Annotated in this window: 35 protein-coding genes; 27 read left to right on the plus strand and 8 right to left on the minus strand. The window is 71.8% G+C overall.

Translation table 11 applies throughout. The features are described 5' to 3' along the window. Positions 1-62 precede the first annotated feature (62 nt). Positions 63-374 carry a DUF4190 domain-containing protein gene (locus R2740_RS00895; RefSeq protein WP_371300804.1) on the plus strand — a complete coding sequence of 104 codons (312 nt, stop codon included), beginning with the start codon at positions 63-65 and terminating at the stop codon, positions 372-374. Between the two features lie 74 nt (positions 375-448). Continuing rightward, complete coding sequence (locus tag R2740_RS00900) at positions 449-1,108, plus strand: tRNA (guanosine(46)-N(7))-methyltransferase TrmB (protein ID WP_371300805.1); 660 nt, start codon at positions 449-451, stop codon at positions 1,106-1,108. On the opposite strand, the gene R2740_RS00905 is transcribed toward R2740_RS00900, so the two are convergent. The 3 genes from R2740_RS00905 to R2740_RS00915 all read right to left on the minus strand — a co-directional run bounded on the left by R2740_RS00905 (position 1,105) and on the right by R2740_RS00915 (position 3,792). Continuing rightward, entirely contained in the window at positions 1,105-1,482 is a 378-nt protein-coding gene (locus R2740_RS00905) for a hypothetical protein (protein WP_371300806.1), read from the minus strand. The genes R2740_RS00900 and R2740_RS00905 overlap by 4 nt on opposite strands. Positions 1,483-1,520: 38 nt before the next feature. After that, positions 1,521-2,870, minus strand: coding sequence for a transaminase (locus tag R2740_RS00910; RefSeq protein ID WP_371300807.1), 1,350 nt, complete (start codon positions 2,868-2,870; stop codon positions 1,521-1,523). A gap of 76 nt (positions 2,871-2,946) precedes the next feature. Next, positions 2,947-3,792 carry an RDD family protein gene (locus tag R2740_RS00915; protein WP_371300808.1) on the minus strand — a complete coding sequence of 282 codons (846 nt, stop codon included), beginning with the start codon at positions 3,790-3,792 and terminating at the stop codon, positions 2,947-2,949. 25 nt (positions 3,793-3,817) lie between these two features. Between R2740_RS00915 and R2740_RS00920 the strand changes: the two genes are divergently transcribed. Then, positions 3,818-4,813: a stage II sporulation protein M gene (locus tag R2740_RS00920; RefSeq protein WP_371300809.1), complete on the plus strand. Its 996-nt coding sequence runs from the start codon at positions 3,818-3,820 to the stop codon at positions 4,811-4,813. A gap of 27 nt (positions 4,814-4,840) precedes the next feature. On the opposite strand, the gene R2740_RS00925 is transcribed toward R2740_RS00920, so the two are convergent. The 5 genes from R2740_RS00925 to R2740_RS00945 form a co-directional block, all read right to left on the minus strand. Continuing rightward, entirely contained in the window at positions 4,841-6,133 is a 1,293-nt protein-coding gene (locus R2740_RS00925; protein WP_371300810.1) for a DUF58 domain-containing protein, read from the minus strand. A 13-nt stretch (positions 6,134-6,146) separates the two neighbouring features. Next, on the minus strand, positions 6,147-7,067 hold the full coding sequence (locus R2740_RS00930) for an AAA family ATPase (RefSeq protein WP_371300811.1): 921 nt from the start codon (positions 7,065-7,067) through the stop codon (positions 6,147-6,149). A 167-nt stretch (positions 7,068-7,234) separates the two neighbouring features. Further along, entirely contained in the window at positions 7,235-8,359 is a 1,125-nt protein-coding gene (locus R2740_RS00935) for a DUF4350 domain-containing protein (RefSeq protein ID WP_371300812.1), read from the minus strand. Continuing rightward, complete coding sequence (locus R2740_RS00940) at positions 8,356-8,967, minus strand: DUF4129 domain-containing protein (RefSeq protein WP_371300813.1); 612 nt, start codon at positions 8,965-8,967, stop codon at positions 8,356-8,358. The genes R2740_RS00935 and R2740_RS00940 overlap by 4 nt, the downstream gene beginning before the upstream one ends. After that, positions 8,964-9,959: a hypothetical protein gene (locus R2740_RS00945; protein WP_371300814.1), complete on the minus strand. Its 996-nt coding sequence runs from the start codon at positions 9,957-9,959 to the stop codon at positions 8,964-8,966. The genes R2740_RS00940 and R2740_RS00945 overlap by 4 nt, the downstream gene beginning before the upstream one ends. 712 nt (positions 9,960-10,671) lie before the next feature. Between R2740_RS00945 and rpsJ the strand changes: the two genes are divergently transcribed. The 24 genes from rpsJ to map all read left to right on the plus strand — a co-directional run bounded on the left by rpsJ (position 10,672) and on the right by map (position 23,600). Then, positions 10,672-10,980, plus strand: coding sequence for a 30S ribosomal protein S10 (gene rpsJ, locus R2740_RS00950; RefSeq protein ID WP_008360994.1), 309 nt, complete (start codon positions 10,672-10,674; stop codon positions 10,978-10,980). 7 nt (positions 10,981-10,987) lie between these two features. After that, positions 10,988-11,650, plus strand: a complete 663-nt coding sequence (rplC, locus tag R2740_RS00955; RefSeq protein ID WP_371300815.1) for a 50S ribosomal protein L3 — start codon at positions 10,988-10,990, stop codon at positions 11,648-11,650. Further along, positions 11,647-12,648: a 50S ribosomal protein L4 gene (rplD, locus tag R2740_RS00960; protein ID WP_371300816.1), complete on the plus strand. Its 1,002-nt coding sequence runs from the start codon at positions 11,647-11,649 to the stop codon at positions 12,646-12,648. The genes rplC and rplD overlap by 4 nt, the downstream gene beginning before the upstream one ends. After that, positions 12,645-12,950, plus strand: a complete 306-nt coding sequence (rplW, locus tag R2740_RS00965) for a 50S ribosomal protein L23 (protein ID WP_371300817.1) — start codon at positions 12,645-12,647, stop codon at positions 12,948-12,950. The genes rplD and rplW overlap by 4 nt, the downstream gene beginning before the upstream one ends. 28 nt (positions 12,951-12,978) lie before the next feature. Next, a complete protein-coding gene (rplB, locus tag R2740_RS00970) occupies positions 12,979-13,812 on the plus strand; it encodes a 50S ribosomal protein L2 (RefSeq protein ID WP_371300818.1) in 834 nt (277 codons plus the stop codon). 20 nt (positions 13,813-13,832) lie between these two features. Beyond that, positions 13,833-14,114, plus strand: a complete 282-nt coding sequence (gene rpsS / locus R2740_RS00975; protein WP_110182960.1) for a 30S ribosomal protein S19 — start codon at positions 13,833-13,835, stop codon at positions 14,112-14,114. Positions 14,115-14,154: 40 nt separating this feature from the next. Continuing rightward, a complete protein-coding gene (gene rplV / locus R2740_RS00980) occupies positions 14,155-14,592 on the plus strand; it encodes a 50S ribosomal protein L22 (protein WP_371300819.1) in 438 nt (145 codons plus the stop codon). Then, positions 14,592-15,422 (plus strand): 30S ribosomal protein S3, encoded by an 831-nt coding sequence (gene rpsC, locus R2740_RS00985; RefSeq protein WP_371300820.1) that lies wholly within the window; start codon positions 14,592-14,594, stop codon positions 15,420-15,422. The genes rplV and rpsC overlap by 1 nt, the downstream gene beginning before the upstream one ends. A gap of 5 nt (positions 15,423-15,427) precedes the next feature. After that, complete coding sequence (gene rplP, locus R2740_RS00990; protein WP_371300821.1) at positions 15,428-15,847, plus strand: 50S ribosomal protein L16; 420 nt, start codon at positions 15,428-15,430, stop codon at positions 15,845-15,847. Next, positions 15,847-16,092: a 50S ribosomal protein L29 gene (rpmC, locus tag R2740_RS00995; protein WP_371300822.1), complete on the plus strand. Its 246-nt coding sequence runs from the start codon at positions 15,847-15,849 to the stop codon at positions 16,090-16,092. The genes rplP and rpmC overlap by 1 nt, the downstream gene beginning before the upstream one ends. After that, on the plus strand, positions 16,089-16,364 hold the full coding sequence (gene rpsQ / locus R2740_RS01000) for a 30S ribosomal protein S17 (protein WP_371300823.1): 276 nt from the start codon (positions 16,089-16,091) through the stop codon (positions 16,362-16,364). The genes rpmC and rpsQ overlap by 4 nt, the downstream gene beginning before the upstream one ends. A gap of 67 nt (positions 16,365-16,431) precedes the next feature. Further along, positions 16,432-16,800 (plus strand): 50S ribosomal protein L14, encoded by a 369-nt coding sequence (rplN, locus tag R2740_RS01005; RefSeq protein WP_371300824.1) that lies wholly within the window; start codon positions 16,432-16,434, stop codon positions 16,798-16,800. A gap of 15 nt (positions 16,801-16,815) precedes the next feature. Continuing rightward, positions 16,816-17,166: a 50S ribosomal protein L24 gene (gene rplX / locus R2740_RS01010; RefSeq protein WP_371301165.1), complete on the plus strand. Its 351-nt coding sequence runs from the start codon at positions 16,816-16,818 to the stop codon at positions 17,164-17,166. Between the two features lies 1 nt (position 17,167). Continuing rightward, on the plus strand, positions 17,168-17,740 hold the full coding sequence (gene rplE / locus R2740_RS01015; protein WP_371300825.1) for a 50S ribosomal protein L5: 573 nt from the start codon (positions 17,168-17,170) through the stop codon (positions 17,738-17,740). Between the two features lies 1 nt (position 17,741). Continuing rightward, complete coding sequence (locus R2740_RS01020; RefSeq protein ID WP_011757321.1) at positions 17,742-17,927, plus strand: type Z 30S ribosomal protein S14; 186 nt, start codon at positions 17,742-17,744, stop codon at positions 17,925-17,927. Positions 17,928-18,037: 110 nt separating this feature from the next. Next, the gene (gene rpsH / locus R2740_RS01025) at positions 18,038-18,457 is read left to right on the plus strand and encodes a 30S ribosomal protein S8 (protein WP_371300826.1); all 420 of its coding nucleotides are present in this window, start codon (positions 18,038-18,040) and stop codon (positions 18,455-18,457) included. A gap of 26 nt (positions 18,458-18,483) precedes the next feature. Beyond that, positions 18,484-19,026: a 50S ribosomal protein L6 gene (gene rplF / locus R2740_RS01030; protein WP_371300827.1), complete on the plus strand. Its 543-nt coding sequence runs from the start codon at positions 18,484-18,486 to the stop codon at positions 19,024-19,026. Positions 19,027-19,029: 3 nt separating this feature from the next. Then, a complete protein-coding gene (gene rplR, locus R2740_RS01035) occupies positions 19,030-19,413 on the plus strand; it encodes a 50S ribosomal protein L18 (protein WP_371300828.1) in 384 nt (127 codons plus the stop codon). A 31-nt stretch (positions 19,414-19,444) separates the two neighbouring features. Then, a complete protein-coding gene (gene rpsE / locus R2740_RS01040; protein ID WP_371300829.1) occupies positions 19,445-20,077 on the plus strand; it encodes a 30S ribosomal protein S5 in 633 nt (210 codons plus the stop codon). After that, positions 20,077-20,259 carry a 50S ribosomal protein L30 gene (gene rpmD / locus R2740_RS01045; RefSeq protein ID WP_371300830.1) on the plus strand — a complete coding sequence of 61 codons (183 nt, stop codon included), beginning with the start codon at positions 20,077-20,079 and terminating at the stop codon, positions 20,257-20,259. The genes rpsE and rpmD overlap by 1 nt, the downstream gene beginning before the upstream one ends. A gap of 1 nt (position 20,260) precedes the next feature. After that, on the plus strand, positions 20,261-20,701 hold the full coding sequence (gene rplO / locus R2740_RS01050) for a 50S ribosomal protein L15 (protein WP_371300831.1): 441 nt from the start codon (positions 20,261-20,263) through the stop codon (positions 20,699-20,701). A 196-nt stretch (positions 20,702-20,897) separates the two neighbouring features. After that, positions 20,898-22,196 (plus strand): preprotein translocase subunit SecY, encoded by a 1,299-nt coding sequence (secY, locus tag R2740_RS01055; RefSeq protein WP_371300832.1) that lies wholly within the window; start codon positions 20,898-20,900, stop codon positions 22,194-22,196. Further along, positions 22,196-22,771, plus strand: coding sequence for an adenylate kinase (locus R2740_RS01060; protein ID WP_371300833.1), 576 nt, complete (start codon positions 22,196-22,198; stop codon positions 22,769-22,771). The genes secY and R2740_RS01060 overlap by 1 nt, the downstream gene beginning before the upstream one ends. A gap of 10 nt (positions 22,772-22,781) precedes the next feature. After that, the gene (gene map, locus R2740_RS01065; protein WP_371300834.1) at positions 22,782-23,600 is read left to right on the plus strand and encodes a type I methionyl aminopeptidase; all 819 of its coding nucleotides are present in this window, start codon (positions 22,782-22,784) and stop codon (positions 23,598-23,600) included. Position 23,601 lies beyond the last annotated feature (1 nt).

Genomic DNA, 23,601 nt, shown 5'->3' on the forward strand with positions numbered 1-23,601 from the left:
AGCCACGACGGCCCCGGACCTCTGGTCCGGGGCCGTCGTGCTGTCTGGTTTACTCTCGGCCCATGAGCTACAGCGCGCCTCCGCCGCCGTCGTACCAGCCCGTGCCCAACCACCCCCAGGCCACGACGGTGCTCGTGCTCGGGATCGTCGGTCTGGTGGTCTGCGGTGTCGCGGCACCCTTCGCCTGGGTCATGGGCAACCGGGTGGTCGCCGAGATCGACGCCTCGCCGGGCGCCTACGGCGGCCGCGACCAGGCCAACATCGGCCGGATCCTCGGCATCGTGGGCTCGGTGCTGATCATCCTCGGCATCCTCGCCCTGATCCTCTTCGTCGTGCTGGTCGCCGTTGCCGGGACCACCACGTCGACCGGCTGAGCCGGGTCGCTCTGCCGTCCCGTCCGGCTCGCCCGCACCACCGGCTCACCGAGGACGGTCGCCCGGTCCGCGAGGTGCTGTCCTACTCGCGACGGGGGAGCCGGCTGACCCCCGCCCAGGCCGCCGCCTGGGCGGAGCACCACGACGCGTGGGTGATCCCCGACGAGGCGGTCGAGGAGCCCGGGTTCTCCTGGGCCGAGCGCTTCGGCCGGACCGCTCCGCTGGTGGTCGAGATCGGCTCGGGCGTCGGGGAGGCCACCGTCGCGCTGGCCGCCCGCCACCCTGATGTCGACGTGGTCGCCTTCGAGGTCTGGCGGCCGGGCGTCGCCGCCACCCTGCAGCGACTCGCGGAGGCGGATGTCGGCAACGTGCGGCTGTGCTCGGTCGACGCGGTCTGGTCGCTCGAGCACCTGGTCGGCGAGGGCATGCTGCACGAGCTGTGGACGTTCTTCCCCGACCCCTGGCGCAAGTCGCGGCATCACAAGCGGCGCCTGGTCTCGCCCCGGTTCGCCGCGCTGGCCGCGGACCGGCTGACGCCGGGCGCATGGTGGCGGCTGGCCACCGACTGGGGGGACTACGCCACCCAGATGCAGGACGTGCTGGGCGCCGAGCCGCGGCTGGCCGGCGGCGTCGTGCCGCGCTGGGACGAGCGGCCGGTCACCAGGTTCGAGCGGAAGGGGCTCGCGGCCGGCCGGGAGATCGTCGACCTGGCGTACCAGCGCGTGGAGCCCTAGAGGGGCAGTCCCAGCGGCAGCCCCGACTGCTCCAGGCGGGCCTCGACCCGCGCCCGCTCCAGGTCGAGCTCCGGACCGGGCTCCAGGACGCCCAGCAGGTGGTCGATCCCGAGGGCGGTGCAGGCCTCGGCCAGCACGTCGTCGTAGGCCCGACGATGGGCTTCGTACTTCGCGAACGACTGGCCCCGCGGGCAGGTGCGGTACCACACCGAGAGCCGGCGAGCGTCGGCGGCGATCCGCTCGACGGGCCGTCCGTGGGCCGGCCGGCGCCGCTCGGCGAGCCGGGCCCGGACGCGAGCGACCAACCTGGCTGACCGCCGCCACGGCAGGAACGGCGCGAGGAGCCAGGCACCCGCGAGGAGCAGCCCGCTCATCCTCCGACGGTAGCCCCGGCCTCCGGGTCGATCAAGGGTCAGTCGCCGAGCAGCGCCTGCACGGCGTCGCCGAACACCTGGGTGTGCAGGTCGACGTCGGCCTCGGTGTGGTGGGGGGAGAAGAGAGCCATGTTGTGGAACGGCGTCAGCAGGATGCCCCGGTTGAGGGCCCACAGGTGCATGAAGGCGTCGAGATCCTCGTCGACCGCGGCCGCGGCGTCCGCGCCGTTGCGCGGTGGCGGGCAGAACCAGTACTCCGCCCGGCAGCCGAGCCGCTGGACGTGCCAGGGCAGGTCGTGCCGTGCGATGACGTCGGCCACGCCGGCGGTGAACCGCTCGGCCAGCGGGATCGCGACGGCGTAGTCCTCCTCGCGCAGCGTCGTGGACAGCGTGGCGCGCACCGCCGCCAGCGCGAGCGCGTTGCCGGTGAGGGTCCCGCCGACGCCGGCCACGTCGATCTCGGTGCCGAGCATGTGCACGTTGAGTCTCTCGGCGACCTCGGCACTGGCGCCGTACGCCGCGGCCGGCACCCCGCCGCCGATCGGCTTGCCCATCACCACGAAGTCGGGCTCCAGCGCCCAGGCCGCGGTGCAGCCTCCCGGACCCGCGCACAGGGTGTGGGTCTCGTCGATCACCCAGAGCACCCCGTGTCGTCGGGTGATCTCACGGACCTGGGCGAGGTAGCCCTCATCGGGCAGCACGATGCCGATGTTGGTCAGCGCCGGCTCCATCAGCAGGGCCGCCACGTCGCCCTGGGCGAGGCGGCGGTCCAGGGCGTCCGGGTCGTTGAACGGCACCACCGCGGTCGTCACCGCGACATCGACCGGCGGGCCCATCGCGCCAGGGCGCGAGACCACGGTGCCGTCGTCGCCGAGGATCGCCAGGGTCTCGTCGACGGTGCCGTGGTAGCACCAGTCCATCACGGCGATCCGTGGACGGCCGGTGAGCTTCCGGGCGAACCGGAGCACGAACCGGTTGGCGTCGGTGGCCGTCATCGCCATCTGCCACTGCGGCAGGCCGAAGCGGCGGGCCAGCTCGGTGCCGACCCACGCGGCGTCGGTCGACGGCAGCATGGTGGTGATCCCGGTGCTCGCTCGGGCGGTCACCGCCTCGGTCACCGCGGGCAGCGCGTGGCCGGTCATCGCTCCGGTGTCGCCCAGGCACAGGTCGACGTACTCCCGGCCTTCGACATCGGTGAACCTGGCACCCGCGGCGGTCTCGAAGAAGAGCGGGAAGGAGCCCGGCCAGCGGGTCATCCACGGCATCGGGACGCCGCCCAGCAGCGACCTGCTCGCCTCCGCGGACAGCTCGGCGGAGCGTGGATGGGTGTCGGCGAAGCGGCGCTCCTCGCCGGCGAGGAGGTCGGCGAGCCGGGAACGATCGATCATGGCGGCAATGTAGTGGCTGCGCGACGGTATCGACAGGGATGGTCGCCAGCGGCAACCGGATCGGTGGTCGGACGTCTCAGCGGCGGGTCGCGAGTCGGTGCCGCAGCACGGCCTCGCGCTGGAGCCGGCGGGCATCCCGGTCCCGGCGGGTGCCCACCACGGCGGCGAGGAACGCGTCCGGTGGCGTCCCCGCCGGCGGAGGGGGCGCGACGTAGCCCTGCACCTGGGCCGCGAGGGCACTCGCCTGCCGCCAGCGCGCCTCCGGGTCCACGGCGTGGGCGCGGGCCAGGAACTGGCGCACCGCCAGGGCCAGCCCCGTCGGCAGCGCCGCCACGTCGGCGGTCTGCGCCCAGCCCCGCAGCGGGAACGGGACGTCGACGGGTCGGGTCAGCTGGAGCGAGACCCGGTCGCGGACGACGTAGGTGCCGGCGACGAAGTCGCCCAGCCGCTTGCCGCGGGTGTTGAGCATCGACGACAGCACCGCGATCGAGCCGCTCAGACCGTAGATCTCGACCACGCCCAGCAGCGCCCGGACGAAGGCGTGCTGGAAGGAGATCGGTCCACCGTCGTCGCGCACCACGCGCAGCCCCATCGCCAGCTTGCCGAGCGAGCGGCCGCGGGTCAGCGTCTCGAGGGTGGTCGGGAAGCCGACCAGGGCGGCGACCAGGCCGCCGATCAGCCCGATCCGGAGCACCGCCTCGTCGACCGGCAGGGTGATGGTCAGTGCCACCCACAGGACCACGATCAGCAGCACCATGGTGACCACGACGTCGATCACGCCGGACACCACCCGGTGCCCGAAGTTGGCCGCGGGCAGGTCGAGGGCGACGGCCTCGCCGGTCACGAGGTCGTCGTCGGTGAGCGAGGCATAGCCGGACAGTCCCGGGGGACCGCCCGAAGGCCCCGAAACGCTGGCAGCCATCGCCGGCCAGCATAGGCTTCTCGGCGTGGATCTGGACGCGTATGTGCAGGCGCACCACCCCGAGTGGCGGCGCCTCGAGGAGCTGACGCGCCGCCGCTCCCTGACGGGCGCGGAGGCCGACGAGCTCGTCGACCGCTACCAGACCGTCGCCACCCAGCTCTCGGTCGTGCGCACCCAGGCGCCCGACGGCCAGGTCATCGCCTATCTGTCGGCGCTGCTCGCCCGCGCCCGCAACCGCGCCGTGGGCACCCGGACGACGGCCTGGGCCGGGGTGCGGCACTTCCTGCTCGCCCGATTCCCGGCCGCGCTCTACCGGCTGCGGTGGTGGTGGCTCGGCACGATGGCGGCCAACGTGGTCGTCGCCGGCGCGCTCATCGTCTGGCTGCTCCAGCATCCGGCCGTCGAGCAGTCGCTGCTGACGCCCGAGCAGGTCGACCAGCTCGTCAACCACGACATCGAGGGCTACTACAGCGAGTTCGCCGCCTCGCACTTCGCGCTGTCGGTGTGGGTCAACAACGCGTGGGTCTCCGCGCTCTGCCTGGCCTTCGGGATCTTCGGGCTGCCCGTGGTCTACCTGCTGTGGAACAACATCCTCAACCTGGCCATCCTCGGCTCGATCATGACCCGGCACGGGCACGGCGGGCACTTCTGGGGGCTGATCCTGCCCCATGGGCTGCTGGAGCTCACGGCGGTCTTCGTGGCCGCCGGCGTCGGGCTGCGGCTGTTCTGGTCCTGGGTCGCCCCGGGCGACCAGACCCGGGTCCGGTCGGTGGCGCAGGAGGGCCGGACCGCGGGCACCGTGGCCCTGGGGCTGGTGCTCGTGCTCTTCGTCAGCGGCATGATCGAGGGCTTCGTGACGCCCTCGCCGTTGCCCACCTGGGCGCGGGTCGGCATCGGCATCCTGGCCGAGGCGACGTTCCTCGCCTACGTGTTCGTCCTCGGGCGGTCGGCGTACCTCCGGGGGGAGACCGGCGACCTGGACGCCTCCCTGCTGGAGGACCGGGTGGCCACCGCCGCCTGAGCCGGGGTCGGGCCGCGAGGCCGCGGCTCAGAGTCGCCCGGCGGCCTTGAGCGCGAGGTAGTGGTCGGCGAGGGCCGGCGGCAGCCGTTCGGCGTCGGCGTCGACGACCGACACCCCGAGCGCGGCCAGCAGCTCGGTGGTGTGCCGGCGCCGGGCCAGCGCCCGCTCCGCGGCCGCGGCGGCATAGGCGTCGGCCACGCTGCCCCGCTCGGCCGCGATCTCCTCCAGGGCGGGGTCGCGGACCGAGGCCAGCACCACCTGGTGGTGGCGGGTCAGCGACGGCAGCACCGGCAGCAGGCTCTCCTCGACGGCCGCGGGCTCCAGGGGAGTGAGCAGCACCAGCAGCGCCCGCTGCCGCCCGAGCCCGGCGATGGCACTGCCGAGCGCGCTCCAGTCGGCCTCGGCGATGACCGGCTCCAGGTCGGCCATCTGGTCCTGCAGGCGGGCCGCGATGTCGCGGCCGCCCGCCGAGCGCAGCCGCGACCGCACGGTCCGGTCGCCCGCGAGGAAGTCGACCCGGTCGCCGGCACGCGCCGCCAGCGCGGCGAGCAGCAGGGCCGCGTCCATCGCCGAGTCGAGCCGAGGTACGTCGGCCACCCGGCCGGCCGACACGCGAGAGGTGTCGAGCACGATGACCACCCGGCGGTCGCGTTCGGGCTGCCAGGTGCGGACCACCACCGAGCGGCTGCGCGCCGACGCCCGCCAGTCGATCGACCGGACATCGTCGCCGCGGACGTACTCGCGCAGCGAGTCGAACTCCGTGCCCTGGCCGCGCACCCGGACCGCGGCCCGGCCGTCGAGCTCGCGGAGTCGCGCCAGCCGGGAGGGCAGATGCTTGCGCGACTCGAACGCCGGCAGCGCGCGCACCCGTCCCGGCACCTCGCGGGTCGTCTGCCTCGCGGCCAGGCCGAGGGGGCCGCGGCTGCGCAGCGTCACGCCGGCCGCTCGCAGGTCACCGCGCCGCCGGGGGACGAGCGAGGTGGAGAGCAGCGTGCGGTCGCCCGCACTGAGCCGCAGCCGGTGCCGGTTGCCGGTCGCCCCGGCCGTGGGCTGCCAGGCATCGCGCAGCACGCCGGTCACCGTGCGGCGGCCGGTGTTCTCGACCAGGAGGTCGGAGTGAGTCGGCTCGCCGAGCCGGACCGGGGCCGTCGACCGACGGGTGACCGAGAGCGCCGCCGGCCGTGGCGCCAGCGCCCAGTCGGCCACCACCAGCGTCACCACCACCGCCACCCACATCCACACCGTGCCCAGGCTCGGCCGGAGCACCAGCGGCACCATGCCGAGCAGCAGGAGCAGCGGCACCCGACCGCTGACCGCCATCACCCGCCTCCCGTCACCGGGGGACCGGCACGGCGGCCAGCGCCGACTGCAGCACCTGGCCGACCTCGACGCCCTCGAGCTCGGCCTCCGGCCGCAGCCCGAGCCGGTGCGCCAGGGTGGCCTGGGCCAGCGCCTTCACGTCGTCGGGCGTCACGAAGTCGCGGCCCACCAACCAGGCCCAGGCCTGGCTGGCGCGCAGCAGCGCGGTGGCGCCGCGGGGGCTGACGCCCAGGCTGAGCGACGGCGACTCCCGGGTCGCGCGCGCCAGGTCGACGACGTACGCCGTCACCTCGGGCGACACCTGCACCTGCCGCGCCCCGTGCTGTCCGGCGGCGATGTCGGCCGGCCCGGCGACCGCGGTGACGCCGGCGGCCGCCAGGTCACGCGGGTCGAACCCGGCGGCGTGCCGACGCAGGATCTCCAGCTCCTGGTCGCGCGGCGGCACCGGCAGCGTGAGCTTGAGCAGGAACCGGTCGAGCTGCGCCTCGGGGAGCGGATAGGTGCCTTCGTACTCGACGGGGTTCTGGGTGGCCGCCACCAGGAACGGTCGCGGCAGGTCACGGGTCACCCCGTCGACCGACACCCGCCCCTCCTCCATCGCCTCCAGCAGCGCCGACTGCGTCTTGGGTGGGGTCCGGTTGACCTCGTCGGCGAGGAGCAGGTTGGTGAACAGGGGGCCCTCGCGGAAGGACAGCTCCCCGCGGTGGGAGTCGATCACCATCGAGCCGGTGATGTCTCCCGGCATCAGGTCGGGCGTGAACTGCACCCGGGTGGACTCCACCGACAGGGAGGCGGCGAGGGTGCGCACCAGCAGCGTCTTGGCCACCCCGGGCACGCCCTCGAGCAGCACGTGGCCGCCGCACAGCAGCGCCACCAGCAGCCCCGACACGGCCGCGTCCTGGCCGACCACCACCTTGGCCACCTCGGCGCGCACGGCCCCGAGGCGCTCGCGGGCCGGGTCGGGCGGCGCCGCGGCCGGCTGAGGTGTGGGCGCGGGCGACGGAGGGGCCGTCGGCTGGGCTGTTGGCTGGGCTGGCGTCGGGGCTGGCGTCGGGGGCGCGGCGGCAGCGGTGCCGTCGGCAGGTCCGGGGGTGGGGTCGCTCATGGGCGGCGTACCTCTCTCTCGAGCTCGGCGAGCCGGGTGGCCAGCTCGACCAGGTCGCGGTCGGTCGGTGGGGGAGGGGAGCTGGGGTCGAGCAGCGCCTGCAGCTCGGCCGTGGGCCGGCCGGTCCGCGAGCTCAGGACCTGCGCGAGGGTGGTGGGCTCGAGGCGGCCGGGAAGCGCCAGCTGCTCGGTCAGCCGGACCCGGCTGGCCTCGCGCAGCACCCCGGCGGCGTGGGCCCGGTCGCGGGCCCGCCGATAGAGGCGGCCGTGGCTCAGCGTCGACTCGATGGCCGTGACGGTGACCGGCAGCGGCTCGCTGGCCAACGGTCCGAGCCGGCGGCCGCGCCACAGCATCAGGCCGACGACGGTCACCCCGAGCAGCCACAGCCCGGGGCTCACCCAGTCGGGGATCAGCTCGCCGACCCCGACGCCCTCGCCCGCCGGGACGTCGGCGGCGTCGGGGACGTACCACACGAGCTCGCGGTGGCCGCCGAGCAGGCGCAACGCGAGGGCGGCGTTGTCGGCGTCGGTGATGGTGCCGTTGGCCAGCACCCAGGGGGCGCCGAGAACGGTCACCCGTCGAGGCGCCTTGGCGAGCAGGTAGCCGCCCTGGGTGGGGAAGCACCCCAAGGTGGTCGGGTACGACGTGCCCTGCAGGCCGCTGATGGTCAGGTCGGTGACGTCGGGGTCGGCGCAGTCGGCCGCGACCGCACCTCCCACGAAGTCCGGCGCCCCCTCGGGTACGCCGGCCACCTCGGCGACCGCCCGCGGCGGGTCGACGAGCACGAGGTAGCCGGTGGCGCTGTGCCTCCACAGCCGCTCGGTGGTGTCGCCGCCCAGGTTGCCGGCCGAGGTGACCAGCACCGTGGTGCCGGCGCCGATCTCCGTCTCGTCGAAGGCCGCCGCCGAGCGGACCACGGTGACGTCGACGCCCTGCTGCTCGAGCACCCTGCGCACCGCCTGGGCGCCGGTGCGGGCGGGGTTGTCGGGGTCCAGAGGCGTGGAGGTGGCCACCCGCCCGCCGAGCAGGGCCACCGCGGCGGCAGCGAGCAGCAGCACGACGCCGATCAGGATCGGGGTGCGCAGCCGGCGGGCGGCCGGCGTGGACACGACGGCGCTCATCGGCCCGCCACCAGCTCGTCGTCGAGCGCGAGGACCGCGGCCGCCTGTTCCTGCGTCGCGCGCCGGTCGCCGTACAGGACGAGGTCGAAGAGGTACGCCGCCCGGGCGACCTCGTCGTGGCGCCGGGGGAACTGCTGCTCCAGCACGGCGGCCACCTCGTGGGCGGTGGCGGCCGGCAGGTCATCGAGCCGGCCGCGCTCCACCTGACCGGCGGCGACCGCGCGGAAGCCGTCGACCACGGCGTCGTCCCACCGCTGGTCGGCGAAGGCCGCCCGCGCCCGCCGGCGCAGCTCGGCGGCGGTGACGGCCGGGTCGTCGAGCACCGGGCGCTCGGCGCGCGCCGCACGGCGGTTGGTACGGGCGCGAGCGACCAGCAGCCCGAGCGCCACCGCGAGCAGCGCGAAGACGAGCAGCGACAGCAAGGTGACCAGAGGCCCGACCGAGGCGGCCCCCTCGGCGGCACGCGCGAGGGCGTCCTGGATCCATGCCCAGGCACGCGCGAGCGGGCTCTCGCGCTGGTACTCCGGGTTGACCAGCTCACGACGCAGCCACAGCCGTGCCTGGTCCGGCGACGGCGTCAGGGGTGGTTCCGAGAGCGGCAGGATCACCGAGCGAGGACTCCGGCCTGGGCGAGCAGCTCCATGTCGTAGGCCTCCTTGCGGATCCGCTGGTCGACGTACTGCAGGCAGGTGACGGCCGAGGTGAACGGGGCCGTGAACGCGGAGGACAGCACCGAGGCGAGCGCCTGCACGGCCACCGACACCAGCACCGCGGTCTGCGGGTCGGGGACGGCCGCCGAGATGGCCCCACCGATCAGCCCCAGGGGGAACCCCAGCACGTTGCTGGCGATGCCCGTGACCAGGACGGTGAGCAGGGCGATGCCGAAGGTGCGCCAGAACTGCCGGCGGGTCAGCTGCCACCCGCGCCCGATCGCGCCGAACACGCCGACCCTCTCCAGCATCAGCGGCGGGACGGCGAGGTAGGAGACCCGGATCCACAGGAAGAACCAGACCGGCACGGACACCAGCAGACCGATCAGGACGACGGCCACGACGGTGCCGACGTCGCCGCCACCGAGGAGCGCGGCGGTCACCATCAGCAGATAGATCCCGATCACCAACGACCACATCAGGGCGAGAGTCAGCGACAGTCCGACCAGCCGCCACCGGCGGCCGTGCGTCGCGGCCCAGGCCTCGCCGAGGCCGACCCGCCGACCCACCGCGGCCGCGGCGGTGACGTGGGTGACCATGCCGGTGACGAAGATCAGCCCGAACGCCGAGAGCAGACTGCCCACGCTCAGCAGCATCAGCGGCGTGAGCGCCGCGAAGATCTCGGCGTTCGTGGTCACGTTGTCGGGGTTCGCCGTGTCGATCGTGGCCGGGTCCAGGAGTGTGAAGTCGGTGAACAGCGCCAGCGCGGCGGTGGCGAGCACCGGGAGCAGCATGCTCACCGCGGCCACCAGCACCGCGGAGCCCACGGTGGCGGAGGGGTTGACCCGGATGATCTTGAACGCCGCGCCGTAGATGTCGCCGAGGCCGAGCGGGCGCAGCGGCACCGCGCCCGGCTTGTGCGCGGCCCCCCAGCCGGGGGCCGGCGGCATCGGTCCCGCCGGGCCCGGTGCCTGTCCCCAGCCCGGTGGTGGCGGGCCGACCGGCGGACCGACCGGCGGTTGGCCCCAGCCGGGCGCCGTGGGCGCGGCGCCCCACCCCGGTGGCGGGGGAGCGGCCGACCCGGGCGGCGGTGACCCGGGGGGCGGTGAGCCGGGGGGTGGCGGGGCCCAGCCCGGCGGTGGGTACGCCGGCGGCGCGGGGGGCCCGGCGTACGGGTCCTCGGTCCCCGACATACGCCCCCCTGTCGCCCGGTCGGCTCCGGCTGCCGCGCGGGCAGCGGGTGGCCCCCTCGGGGCGCACCCGCCCATCCTGTCAGGTAGCCGCACCGGATTTTGCGCAACTGCGGTTCTCTGCCAAGATAGTCAGGTTGCTCCGGCGGGTTGCCGGGGTGCGACCCACCTTGACTACTGAATCGTGTCTCCCTCCGGGCCTGCCCGGCTGAGTGGATTCGGTGGTGGCGTGTGGCCGCACCGCACCTGGAGACCCGATCACCCCGACAGCCCCGTCGGGTGCCACCCACAGCGACATGCGATTCCCCGCGCTGGTTCGTGGTGCGTCGAAATGACGCGACACGCCCGACCGCGGGGGTCGGCGAGGAGCGGGTGGTGGAGCGGGGCGGGAGATCCTCACCCGGGGATCCCTCGAGACAGCAGCGCACGCGGTACCCACCCCGGGTACGACCCGAACGGACGAGAGAGACAGATGGCGGGACAGAAGATCCGCATCAGGCTCAAGGCCTATGACCACGAGGTGATCGACACCTCGGCGCGCAAGATCGTGGACACCGTCACCCGCACGGGTGCCAAGGTCGCCGGCCCGGTGCCGCTGCCGACCGAGAAGAACGTCTACTGCGTCATCCGCTCGCCGCACAAGTACAAGGACTCCCGCGAGCACTTCGAGATGCGCACGCACAAGCGTCTCATCGACATCATCGACCCCACGCCGAAGACCGTCGACTCGCTGATGCGCCTCGACCTGCCTGCCGGCGTCGACATCGAGATCAAGCTCTGAGGCAGACATGACCAGGGAACGCAACGTGAAGGGGCTGCTGGGCACCAAGCTCGGCATGACCCAGCTCTGGGACGACAACAACCGCGTCGTCCCCGTGACCGTGATCGCGGCCGGCACCAACGTGGTGACCCAGGTCCGCCACCCCGAGACCGACGGCTACGACGCCATCCAGGTCGGGTACGGCGAGATCGAGGCCCGCAAGGTCAACAAGCCGACCACCGGCCACTACGCCAAGGCGGGCGTGACGCCGCGCCGCCACCTCGTCGAGATCCGCACCGCCGACGCGGCGACCTACACCGTCGGCCAGGAGCTCTCCCCGGAGATGTTCGCCGCGGGTGAGCAGATCGACGTCACCGGCACCAGCAAGGGCAAGGGCTTCGCCGGCACCATGAAGCGTCACGGCTTCTCCGGCGTCGGCGCCTCCCACGGTGCCCACCGCAACCACCGCAAGCCGGGCTCCATCGGCGCCTGCGCCACGCCGGGTCGTGTCTTCAAGGGCACCCGGATGGCCGGCCGGATGGGCAACGACACGGTCACCGTGCAGAACCTCGTCGTCCACGCCGTGGACGCCGACAAGGGCCTGATCCTGGTCAAGGGCGCCATCCCCGGCCCCCAGGGCGGACTCGTGGTGCTGCGCTCGGCCGCCAAGAAGTCTGGGGAGGACCAGTGAGCACCAAGACCCTCAAGGTCGACCTGCCCGCCGACATCTTCGACGTCGCGGTCAACGTCCCCCTGATCCACCAGGTGGTCGTGGCCCAGCAGGCCGCCGCCCGCCAGGGCTCCCACGCCACCAAGACCCGCGGCATGGTCCGCGGCGGTGGCCGCAAGCCCTACAAGCAGAAGGGCACCGGACGGGCCCGCCAGGGCTCGACCCGGGCGCCGCAGTTCGCCGGCGGTGGCACCGTTCACGGTCCGCAGCCGCGCAGCTACGACCAGCGCACCCCCAAGAAGATGAAGGCCGCCGCCCTGCGTGGCGCCCTCTCCGACCGGGCCCGGAACGGCCGGGTCCACGTGGTGGAGTCCCTGGTCGCCGGTGACAAGCCCTCGACCAAGGCCGCCCTCGCCGCCCTGTCCGGCGTCGCCGACCGGGCCCGCTTCCTCGTGGTGCTCGAGCGCACCGACGCGCTGACCTGGCTCTCGCTGCGCAACGCGGCCGAGGTGCACATCGTCGCCGTCGACCAGCTCAACACCTACGACGTGCTGGCCAGCGACGACGTGGTCTTCACCAAGGGCGCCTACGACGCCTTCGTGGGCTCCGTCGCCCGCGGCAAGGCGGCCCCGGCCGCCGAGAAGCCCGCCGAGGCGAAGGCCGAGAAGCCCGCCAAGGCGGACAAGCCGGCCAAGGCCGAGAAGGCCGCCAAGGCCGAGGAGCCCGAGGCGACCGCCCCCGCGGCGTTCGCCGACGTCGCCCCCGAGGCCGACGCTGCCGACGAGGCCCCGGCGCTCCCGAAGGGCGCCAAGGCCCCGCTCAAGAGCGGCAAGGCGCCCAAGGGCTACGACGTCAAGGGCAACGCCGACTCCGGCCTCTACCACGAGCCCGACGGCCAGTGGTACGACGCCACCGAGGCGGAGTTCTACTTCAAGTCCGCCGAGGACGCCGAGGCGGCGGGCTTCAAGCGCGCCGGTGGCGGCTCTGCCGCCGCGAAGGACGAGGAGGCTGACAAGTGAGCACCCTGCACAAGGACCCGCGCGACATCCTGATCGCGCCGGTGGTCTCCGAGAAGAGCTACGGCCTCCTCGACGCCAACAAGTACACCTTCCTGGTGCGTCCCGACGCCAACAAGACCGAGATCAAGATCGCGGTCGAGAGCGTGTTCAACGTCAAGGTGACCTCGGTCAACACGCTCAACCGCCCGGGCAAGACCCGCCGCACCCGCAACGGCGTGGGCAAGCGCAAGGACACCAAGCGCGCCATCGTCAGCCTCGCCGAGGGCCACCGCATCGACATCTTCGGAGGCCCGGTCTCCTGACCGGATCCGGAGAGAGGACGAGAGAACCATGGCAATCCGCAAGTACAAGCCGACCACCCCGGGCCGTCGCGGCTCGTCGGTCGCCGACTTCGTCGAGGTCACCCGGACCACGCCGGAGAAGTCGCTGACGCGTCCGCTGCCCAAGAAGGGCGGTCGCAACAACCAGGGCCGGATCACCACCCGGCACCAGGGCGGCGGCCACAAGCGCGCCTACCGCATCATCGACTTCCGTCGCTACGACAAGGACGGCGTCCCGGCCAAGGTCGCGCACATCGAGTACGACCCCAACCGCACCGCCCGGATCGCGCTGCTGCACTACGCCGACGGCGAGAAGCGCTACATCATCGCGCCCAAGGACCTGTCCCAGGGCACCGCGGTGGAGTCCGGCCCGAACGCCGACATCAAGCCCGGCAACAACCTGCCGCTGCGCAACATCCCCGTCGGCACCACGGTGCACTGCGTGGAGCTGCGGCCCGGTGGTGGCGCCAAGATCGCCCGCTCCGCCGGCAACAGCGCGCAGCTGGTCGCCAAGGAGGGCTCCCGCGCCACGCTGCGGATGCCGTCGGGCGAGATGCGCTTCGTCGACGTCCGCTGCCGTGCGTCGGTGGGCGAGGTCGGCAACGCCGAGCAGTCCAACATCAACTGGGGCAAGGCCGGCCGGATGCGCTGGAAGGGCAAGCGCCCGACCGTCCGCGGTGTCGTCATGAACCCGGTCGACCACCCGCACGGCGGTGGTGAGGGCAAGACCTCGGGTGGTCGCCACCCGGTGTCCCCGTGGGGCAAGCCGGAGGGTCGCACGCGCAAGCGCAAGGCCTCCGACGCCCAGATCATCCGCCGCCGCAAGACCGGCAAGAAGCGCTGAGGACAGAGGAAAGAGCTGACATGCCTCGCAGCCTGAAGAAGGGCCCGTTCGTCGACGACCACCTGATGAAGAAGGTGGACGCCGAGAACGACAAGGGCTCGCACAACGTCATCAAGACCTGGTCGCGGCGCTCGATGATCGTGCCGGCCATGATCGGCCACACGATCGCCGTGCACGACGGCCGCAAGCACGTCCCGGTGTTCGTGACCGACTCGATGGTCGGCCACAAGCTCGGGGAGTTCGCGCCGACCCGCACCTACCGCGGGCACGTGAAGGAAGACCGGAAGGGCCGCCGCCGCTGACGCGGGGCGCCTGAGTCACAGGAACTGGAGAGAACGAGCAATGAGCGTTACCGAGCGCCGGCGCGTCAGCGCCCGCCGCGAGTCGCTGCTCGGCGACCAGCCGGGAGCCTTCGCGAGCGCACGCTTCGTGCGGATCACGCCGATGAAGGCGCGCCGGGTCGTCGACCTGGTCCGCGGCCTTCCGGTCGACGAGGCCCTGTCGCTGCTGGCGTTCGCGCCGCAGGCGGCCGCCGAGACCGTCTACAAGGTGCTGGAGAGCGCCATCGCCAACGCCGAGGGCACCGAGGACCTCGACCGCAAGGACCTGGTGGTCTCGGTCGCGATGGTCGACGAGGGCCCGACGATGAAGCGGTGGCGGCCGCGTGCCCAGGGCCGCGCGACCCGCATCAACAAGCGCACCAGCCACATCACGCTGGCCGTCCAGCCGGCCGACGTCGTGACTGCGAGCAAGAACCAGAAGAAGGGACGGGACGCCTGATGGGCCAGAAGATCAACCCGAACGGCTTCCGCCTCGGCATCTCCACCGACCACAAGAGCCGCTGGTACGCCGACAAGCTCTACAAGAGCTACGTCGGTGAGGACGTCGCCATCCGCAAGCTCCTCAGCAAGGGGATGGAGCGGGCCGGCATCGCCAAGGTCGAGATCGAGCGGACCCGGGACCGGGTGCGGGTGGACATCCACACCGCTCGGCCGGGCATCGTCATCGGCCGTCGCGGCGCCGAGGCCGACCGGCTGCGGGGCGAGCTCGAGAAGCTCACCGGCAAGCAGGTCCAGCTCAACATCCTCGAGGTGAAGAACCCCGAGATCGACGCCCAGCTGGTCGCCCAGGGTGTGGCCGAGCAGCTGTCCGGTCGTGTCCAGTTCCGGCGCGCGATGCGCAAGGCGATGCAGTCGTCGATGCGCTCGGGCGCCAAGGGCATCCGGATCCAGTGCTCGGGCCGCCTCAACGGCGCCGAGATGTCGCGCACGGAGTTCTACCGCGAGGGCCGGGTGCCCCTGCACACGCTGCGCGCCGACATCGACTACGGCTTCTACGAGGCCCGCACGACCTTCGGCCGCATCGGCGTGAAGGTCTGGATCTACAAGGGCGAGGTCGCGGGCACCCGCGCCGAGCGTCAGGCGCAGGCCGCGGCCCGCGCCGGGGCTCCCGGTCGCGGCGGCCGTTCCGGCCGTGGCGGCGACCGCCCCAGCCGCGGCTCGCGCGGTCCCCGCCAGGAGACCACCGAGGCCCCGGCCGAGGCTCCCGCCACCGACGCTGCGGCCGCGGCTCCCGCCGAGGCGCCCGCCGCCACCGGACAGGAGGGCTGAGCGTCATGTTGATGCCGCGACGCATCAAGCACCGCAAGCAGCACCACCCGAAGCGCACCGGCGCCGCCAAGGGCGGCACCCGGCTCGCCTTCGGCGACTACGGCATCCAGGCCGTGGAGGGGCACTACGTCACCAACCGGCAGATCGAGTCCGCTCGTATCGCCATGACCCGGCACATCAAGCGTGGCGGCAAGGTGTGGATCAACATCTACCCCGACCGCCCGCTGACCAAGAAGCCCGCCGAGACCCGGATGGGCTCCGGCAAGGGCTCGCCCGAGTGGTGGATCGCCAACGTCAAGCCCGGTCGCGTCATGTTCGAGCTCTCCGGTGTCCCCGAGGACGTCGCCCGTGAGGCGATGCGCCGGGCGATGCACAAGCTCCCCATGAAGTGCCGGTTCGTCTCCCGCGAGGCAGGTGAGTTCTGATGGCAGGCAAGATGAGCGCGCACGAGCTCGACGAGCTCAACAGCGTCGACCTCGAGGCCCGCCTGCGCGAGGCCAAGGAGGAGCTGTTCAACCTGCGCTTCCAGGCGGCCACCGGCCAGCTGGAGAGCCACGGCCGGCTCCGCACCGTCAAGAAGGACATCGCCCGGATCTACACCGTGGTCCGCGAGCGCGAGCTCGGGATCCGCGTCGCTCCGGGCGCCAACGAGGAAGGCGCTGACGCATGAGCGAGCAGCAGGAGACCGTCGAGCGCAACGCTCGCAAGCTCCGTGAGGGTGTCGTGGTCAGCGACAAGATGGACAAGACCGTGGTCGTGTCCGTCGAGGACCGCGTCAAGCACGCCCTCTACGGCAAGGTGATGCGGCGTACCTCCCGGCTGAAGGCCCACGACGAGCAGAACGACGCCCACGTGGGCGACCGGGTGCTGGTGATGGAGACCCGGCCGCTGTCCGCCACCAAGCGGTGGCGCGTGGTCGAGATCCTCGAGCGCGCGAAGTAATCACCCGTTCGGCCAGGCTCGCCGCCCCTGAGGCGCCGAGAACCGGCACGACAACCAGGAGAAACCGATGATTCAGCAGGAGTCGCGACTCAAGGTCGCCGACAACACCGGTGCCAAGGAGATCTTGTGCATCCGTGTTCTCGGCGGTTCCGGCCGTCGCTACGCCGGGATCGGCGACACCATCGTCGCCACCGTCAAGGACGCGATCCCCGGCGGCAACGTCAAGAAGGGCGACGTCGTCAAGGCGGTCGTCGTGCGCACCGCCAAGGAGCGGCGCCGGCCCGACGGCTCGTACATCCGCTTCGACGAGAACGCCGCAGTGATCCTCAAGAGCGACGGCGAGCCGCGCGGCACGCGCATCTTCGGCCCCGTGGGCCGCGAGCTGCGCGACAAGAAGTTCATGAAGATCATCTCGCTCGCGCCGGAGGTGCTCTGAGCCATGGCCAAGGGAATGAAGATCAAGAAGGGCGACACCGTCAAGGTGATCGCCGGCAAGGACAAGGGCGCCGAGGGCAAGGTCATCCAGGTGCTCCGCGAGGAGCAGCGGGTGATCGTCGAGGGCGTCAACCGCATCAAGAAGCACACCAAGGTGGTCGACCAGGGTGGGCGCGCCGGCAACACCGGCGGCATCATCACGACCGAGGCCCCGATCCACGTGTCCAACGTGATGCTGGTCGAGGGCAAGGGCGTGACCCGGGTCGGCTTCCGTCGCGACGAGGTGCTGAAGACCCGCCCCGACGGGTCGCAGTACGCCGGGTTCCGCAGCGTGCGCGTGTCGCGGAAGACCGGGAAGGACATCTGAGATGAGCGAGACCGCCACCGAGACCCGGCCGACGCCGCGCCTCAAGACGCGCTACCGCGAGGAGATCGCGCCGGCGCTGCGCGAGGAGTTCGGCATCGGCAACGTGATGCAGACCCCCGGCCTGGTGAAGATCGTGGTCAACATGGGTGTGGGCGAGGCCGCCCGCGACTCCAAGCTGATCGAGGGCGCGATCCGCGACCTCACCGCGATCACCGGCCAGAAGCCGGCCGTCACCAAGGCCCGCAAGTCCATCGCGCAGTTCAAGCTGCGCGAGGGGATGCCGATCGGCGCGCACGTCACGCTGCGCGGTGACCGGATGTGGGAGTTCCTCGACCGGCTGCTGAGCCTGGCGCTGCCCCGCATCCGCGACTTCCGTGGCCTCTCGCCGCGGCAGTTCGACGGCAACGGCAACTACACCTTCGGGCTCACCGAGCAGGTGATGTTCCACGAGATCGACCAGGACCGGGTCGACCGCCAGCGAGGCATGGACATCACCGTCGTGACCACGGCCACCGACGACGACCAGGGCCGCGCGCTGCTCAAGCAGCTCGGCTTCCCGTTCAAGGAGAACTGACATGGCGAAGACTGCTCTGAAGGTGAAGGCCGCTCGCAAGCCGAAGTTCGCGGTGCGCGGCTACACCCGCTGCCAGCGCTGCGGCCGCCCCAAGGCCGTCTACCGCAAGTTCGGCCTGTGCCGGATCTGCCTGCGCGAGATGGCGCACCGCGGCGAGCTGCCCGGTGTCACCAAGTCCTCGTGGTGACACCCGTCACCGTGTCCTCCTGGTGAGCCGCACCCACCACACCCATCGCTGAAGGTCCGCCGGCCGGATGAGCCGCCGGAAACCGCAGCAGAAAGAGAAACACAGCAACCATGACGATGACCGACCCGATCGCGGACATGCTCACGCGTCTGCGCAACGCCAACCAGGCGTACCACGACTCGGTGTCGATGCCCTACAGCAAGCTGAAGGTGGGCGTCGCCGAGATCCTCAAGCAGGAGGGTTACATCACCTCCTTCGACGTGGCGGACAACGTGGCCGCCGACGGCTCCCCGGCCGTGGGCAAGACGCTGACCATCACCCTCAAGTACGGCCGCAACCGCGAGCGTTCGATCGCTGGCGTGCGCCGCATCAGCAAGCCGGGCCTGCGGGTCTACGCCAAGCACACGGGCCTGCCCCGGGTGCTCGGTGGACTGGGCGTCGCGATCATCTCGACGAGCCAGGGCCTGCTCACCGACCGTCAGGCGAACCAGAAGGGCGTGGGCGGAGAAGTCCTCGCCTACGTCTGGTGACCGAGAGCTGCGAAGGAGACTGAACAATGTCGCGCATTGGCAGGCTGCCCATCGCGGTCCCCTCGGGGGTGGACATCGCGATCGACGACAGCGTGGTGACGGTCAAGGGCCCCAAGGGCACGCTGACCCACGCCGTGGCCGCTCCGATCACCGTCGAGAAGGGTGACAGCGGTGCCCTGGAGGTCAAGCGGCCCGACGACGAGCGCAAGAGCCGCTCGCTGCACGGGCTGACCCGGACCCTCATCAACAACATGGTCGTCGGGGTCACCGACGGCTACGAGAAGAAGCTCGAGATCGTCGGCGTCGGCTACCGCGTGCTGTCGAAGGGCCCCACCCAGCTGGAGTTCCAGCTCGGCTACTCCCACTCGATCACCTTCGACGCGCCCGAGGGCATCACCTTCACGGTGGAGAGCCCCACCAAGCTGGGCGTGCAGGGGATCGACAAGCAGCTGGTCGGCGAGGTCGCCGCCAACATCCGCAAGCTCCGCAAGCCCGAGCCCTACAAGGGCAAGGGCGTGCGCTACGCCGGCGAGCACATCCGCCGCAAGGTCGGAAAGGCTGGTAAGTAACCCATGGCCGTGTCCCTCAAGCACCGCAAGCACACCGCGGGCCGCGTGCAGTCGCGGCTGCGCCGTCAGCTGCGCGGTCGCAAGCACATCTCCGGCACCGCCGACCGTCCGCGGCTGGTCGTCACCCGGTCCGCCAAGCACATCTCGGTGCAGGTCGTCGACGACACCGTCGGCCGGACCCTCGCCTCGGCGTCCTCGATGGAGGCCGACGTGCGCGGCGTCGCCGGTGACAAGACCGCGAAGGCCAAGAAGGTCGGCGAGCTCGTCGCCACCCGGGCCAAGGCGGCCGGCATCGACGGCGTGGTCTTCGACCGTGCCGGCAACAAGTACCACGGCCGCATCGCGGCCCTCGCCGACGCCGCCCGTGAGGGCGGACTGTCCTTCTGAGCGCGACACAGCAGAGAGAAGAGGAAGACTCATGAGCGGAGCCCAGCGCGGACAGCGCTCGGGTGGCGAGCGATCGGATCGTCGCGGCCGCGACGACCGTCGCCAGGCCGAGAAGAGCGCCTACATCGAGCGCGTCGTCGCGATCAACCGTGTCGCCAAGGTGGTCAAGGGTGGTCGGCGCTTCAGCTTCACCGCCCTGGTCGTCGTCGGTGACGGCGAGGGCATGGTCGGCGTCGGCTACGGCAAGGCCAAGGAGGTGCCGGCCGCGATCGCCAAGGGCGTCGAGGAGGCCAAGAAGCACTTCTTCCGGGTCCCCCGGATCCAGGGCACGATCCCGCACCCCGTCCAGGGTGAGAAGGCCGCCGGCGTGGTGCTGCTGCGGCCGGCCGCTCCCGGTACCGGCGTCATCGCCGGTGGCCCGGTGCGTGCGGTCCTGGAGTGCGCCGGCATCCACGACGTGCTGAGCAAGTCGCTCGGCTCGTCCAACCAGATCAACATCGTCCACGCGACCGTCGAGGCGCTGCGGATGCTGGAGGAGCCCGAGGCCGTCGCCGCTCGTCGGGGGCTGCCGGTGGAGGACGTGGCTCCGGCCGCCCTCCTGAAGGCCCAGGCCGAGGCGAAGGCGGCGGCCGTCGCCGCGGCCGCCACCGGAGGTGCGTCCTGATGACGCAGCTCAAGGTCCAGCAGAAGAAGTCCTCGATCGGCTGCAAGGCCAACCAGCGCGAGACCCTGCGCTCGCTCGGCCTGAAGCGGATCGGCGACGTGGTCGTCAAGGAGGACCGGCCCGAGATCCGGGGCATGGTCCAGACCGTCCGTCACCTCGTGACGGTCGAGGAGGTCGAGTGAGATGACGCTCAAGCTTCATCACCTGCGCCCGGCGCCCGGAGCCAAGACCGCCAAGACCCGCGTGGGTCGCGGTGAGGCCTCCAAGGGCAAGACCGCCGGCCGCGGCACCAAGGGCACCAAGGCCCGCAACCAGGTCCCTGCCGCCTTCGAGGGTGGCCAGATGCCGATCCACATGCGGCTCCCGAAGCTGAAGGGCTTCAAGAACCCCTTCAAGGTGGAGTTCCAGGTCGTCAACCTGGACCGCATCGGCGAGCTGTTCCCCGAGGGTGGCGAGGTCACCGTCGAGCAGCTCGTGGAGCGCGGCGCGGTGCGCAAGAACCAGCCGGTCAAGGTGCTCGGCCAGGGTGACCTGTCGGTCGCCGTCCAGGTCAGCGCCGACGCCTTCTCCGCGTCCGCCAAGGACAAGATCGAGGCCGCCGGCGGCACCGTCACGGTGCGCTGAGAGCGGCGGGGCGCGTGCCACCGGGAGCCATGGTTCCCGGAAGGCCCGCGCCCTTCGCCGCACCGGCGGGCGACGACGGGGTGCCTGTTAGGCTTCCCGGCGTTCCCGCCGCCGGCTCGGGACCGGCCCAGGGACGGGTCGGCACCGGTGCCGCCGTAGGCCAGAGCCGCGAGCAACAGCCAAGAAAGAGGATGTCGTGCTGAGGGCGTTCGCCAACGCGTTCCGGACACCGGACCTGCGACGCAAGCTGCTGTTCGTGCTGTTCATCATCACGATCTTCCGGCTGGGCTCGCAGATCCCCGCTCCCGGGGTCAACGTCCGCAACGTGCAGTCGTGCCTCAGCGGCGTCGGTGACAACAGCCTCTACAGCCTGATCAACCTGTTCTCCGGTGGCGCGCTGCTCCAGCTGACGATCTTCGCGCTGGGGATCATGCCCTACATCACGGCCTCGATCATCCTGCAGCTGCTGGTCGTGGTGATCCCCCGGCTGGAGGCCCTCAAGAAGGAGGGCCAGGCCGGACAGACCAAGATCACCCAGTACACCCGCTACCTCACCCTGGGTCTCGCGGTTCTGCAGGCCAGCGGCATCGTCGCGCTGGCCCGCACCCAGGGTCGGCTGATCCAGGGCTGCAACCTCGACCTGCTCTACGACCAGGGCACCGTGTCGTTCCTGGTGCTGGTCGTCACGATGACCGCCGGCACCGCCGTGATCATGTGGCTCGGCGAGCTGATCACCGAGCGCGGCGTCGGCAACGGCATGTCGCTGCTGATCTTCACCCAGGTCATCTCCGGCTTCCCGTCGTCGATGTGGGCGGTCCGGGTCAGCCGCGGCTGGTGGGTCTTCGGCGTCGTGATCGCGGTCGGCCTCGCGGTCGTGGCCGCCGTCATCTTCATGGAGCAGGGCCAGCGCCGGATCCCGGTCCAGTACGCCCGCCGGATGGTCGGTCGCAAGATGTTCGGCGGCAGCTCGACGTACATCCCGCTGAAGGTCAACCAGGCCGGTGTCATCCCGGTCATCTTCGCCTCGTCCCTGATGTACCTCCCCGCGCTGGCCGCCCAGTTCAACTCCGGCAGCGACGCGGCCTGGGTGGTCTGGGTCAACGACTATCTCGTGCGCGGCAACCACCCGCTCTACATGATCGGCTTCTTCGCGCTGATCGTGTTCTTCACCTACTTCTACGTCTCGATCACCTTCAACCCAGAGGAAGTCGCAGACAACATGAAGAAGTACGGCGGCTTCATCCCCGGGATCCGGGCGGGCAAGCCGACCGAGGACTACCTGGCCTATGTGCTGTCCCGCATCACGCTGCCCGGCTCGCTCTACCTCGGCACCATCGCCCTGATCCCGCTGATCGCGTTCGCGCTGATCAACGCCAACCAGAACTTCCCGTTTGGTGGCACCTCCATCCTGATCATGGTCGGCGTCGCGCTCGACACGGTGAAGCAGATCGAGAGCCAGCTGCAGCAGCGCAACTACGAAGGGTTCCTCCGTTAATGCGCCTCCTGATCATGGGTCCGCCCGGTGCCGGCAAGGGCACCCAGGCGAAGTTCATCGCCGACCACTTCTCGATCCCGGCCATCTCGACCGGCGACATCTTCCGCGCCAACGTCTCGCAGGGCACGCCCCTGGGCGTCGAGGCCCAGCGCTACATGGACGCGGGCGAGTACGTCCCTGACGAGGTCACCAACCGGATGGTGCGCGACCGGATCGACGAGCCCGACGCCGAGCCGGGGTTCCTGCTCGACGGCTACCCCCGCACGCTCGCCCAGGTCGAGGAGCTCGACGGCATGATCCGCTACACCGGACATCGCCTCGACGCCGTGGTCGTGCTCACCGTCGACCAGGAGGCCATCGTGCAGCGGCTGCTGCAGCGCGCGGAGACCGAGGGGCGGGCCGACGACACCGAAGACGTCATCCGGCGCCGCCAGGAGGTCTACGCCGACCAGACCGCTCCGCTGATCGACGTCTACCGCGAGCGCGGCCTGCTGATCGAGGTCGACGGGCTGGGCGAGGTCTTCGAGGTGACCCAGCGCATCTTCACCGCGCTGGACGTCGTCCCCGAGAGCTGACGCGGGCGCCGTGGGGCTGCGTGACCGCGGGGTCGAGATCAAGACCCCCGGCCAGCTGGACGCCATGCGTCGAGCCGGCCTGGTGGTCGGCCAGACCCTCGAGCGGGTCCGCGCGGCCATCGCTCCGGGCGTCTCGACCGCCGAGCTCGACGCCATCGCCGAGGACTCGATCCGGGGGGCCGGAGCGACGCCCTCCTTCCTGGGCTACCACGGCTTCCCGGCGTCGATCTGCGCGTCGGTCAACGACGAGGTCGTCCACGGCATCCCGGGCGACCGGGTGATCGGCGCGGGGGATGTGGTCTCGATCGACTGCGGCGCCATCGTCGACGGGTGGCATGGCGACGCCGCGTTCACCGTGGCCGTCGGCGAGGTGCCGGCGGAGCTGGCCCGGTTGCTCGAGGTCACCGAGGAGTCGCTGTGGCGGGGGATCGCGGCCGCGCGGCTCGGCGGCCGGGTCACCGACATCTCGCACGCCGTGGAGACCTACGTCCGCGGCCAGGGCGACTACGGCATCGTCGAGGACTACACCGGGCACGGCATCGGCACCGCCATGCACCAGCCGCCCAACGTCCCCAACTACGGCCGCCCGGGGCGCGGCCCCAAGCTGGTGACCGGGCTGGCGCTGGCGGTGGAGCCGATGGTCACCCTCGGCACCCACCTGACCAGCGTCCTCGACGACGACTGGACGGTGGTCACCGACGACGGGAGCTGGGCCGCGCACTTCGAGCACAGCTTCGCGCTGACCCCCGACGGAGCGTGGGTGCTCACCGCACTGGACGGCGGGGAGGCCCGACTCCGGGAGCTGGGCGTCCCGTTCGGCGGGCGCTGAG

The organism is Nocardioides sp., assembly GCF_041393715.1.
In the GTDB taxonomy this organism is placed as follows: domain Bacteria; phylum Actinomycetota; class Actinomycetes; order Propionibacteriales; family Nocardioidaceae; genus Nocardioides.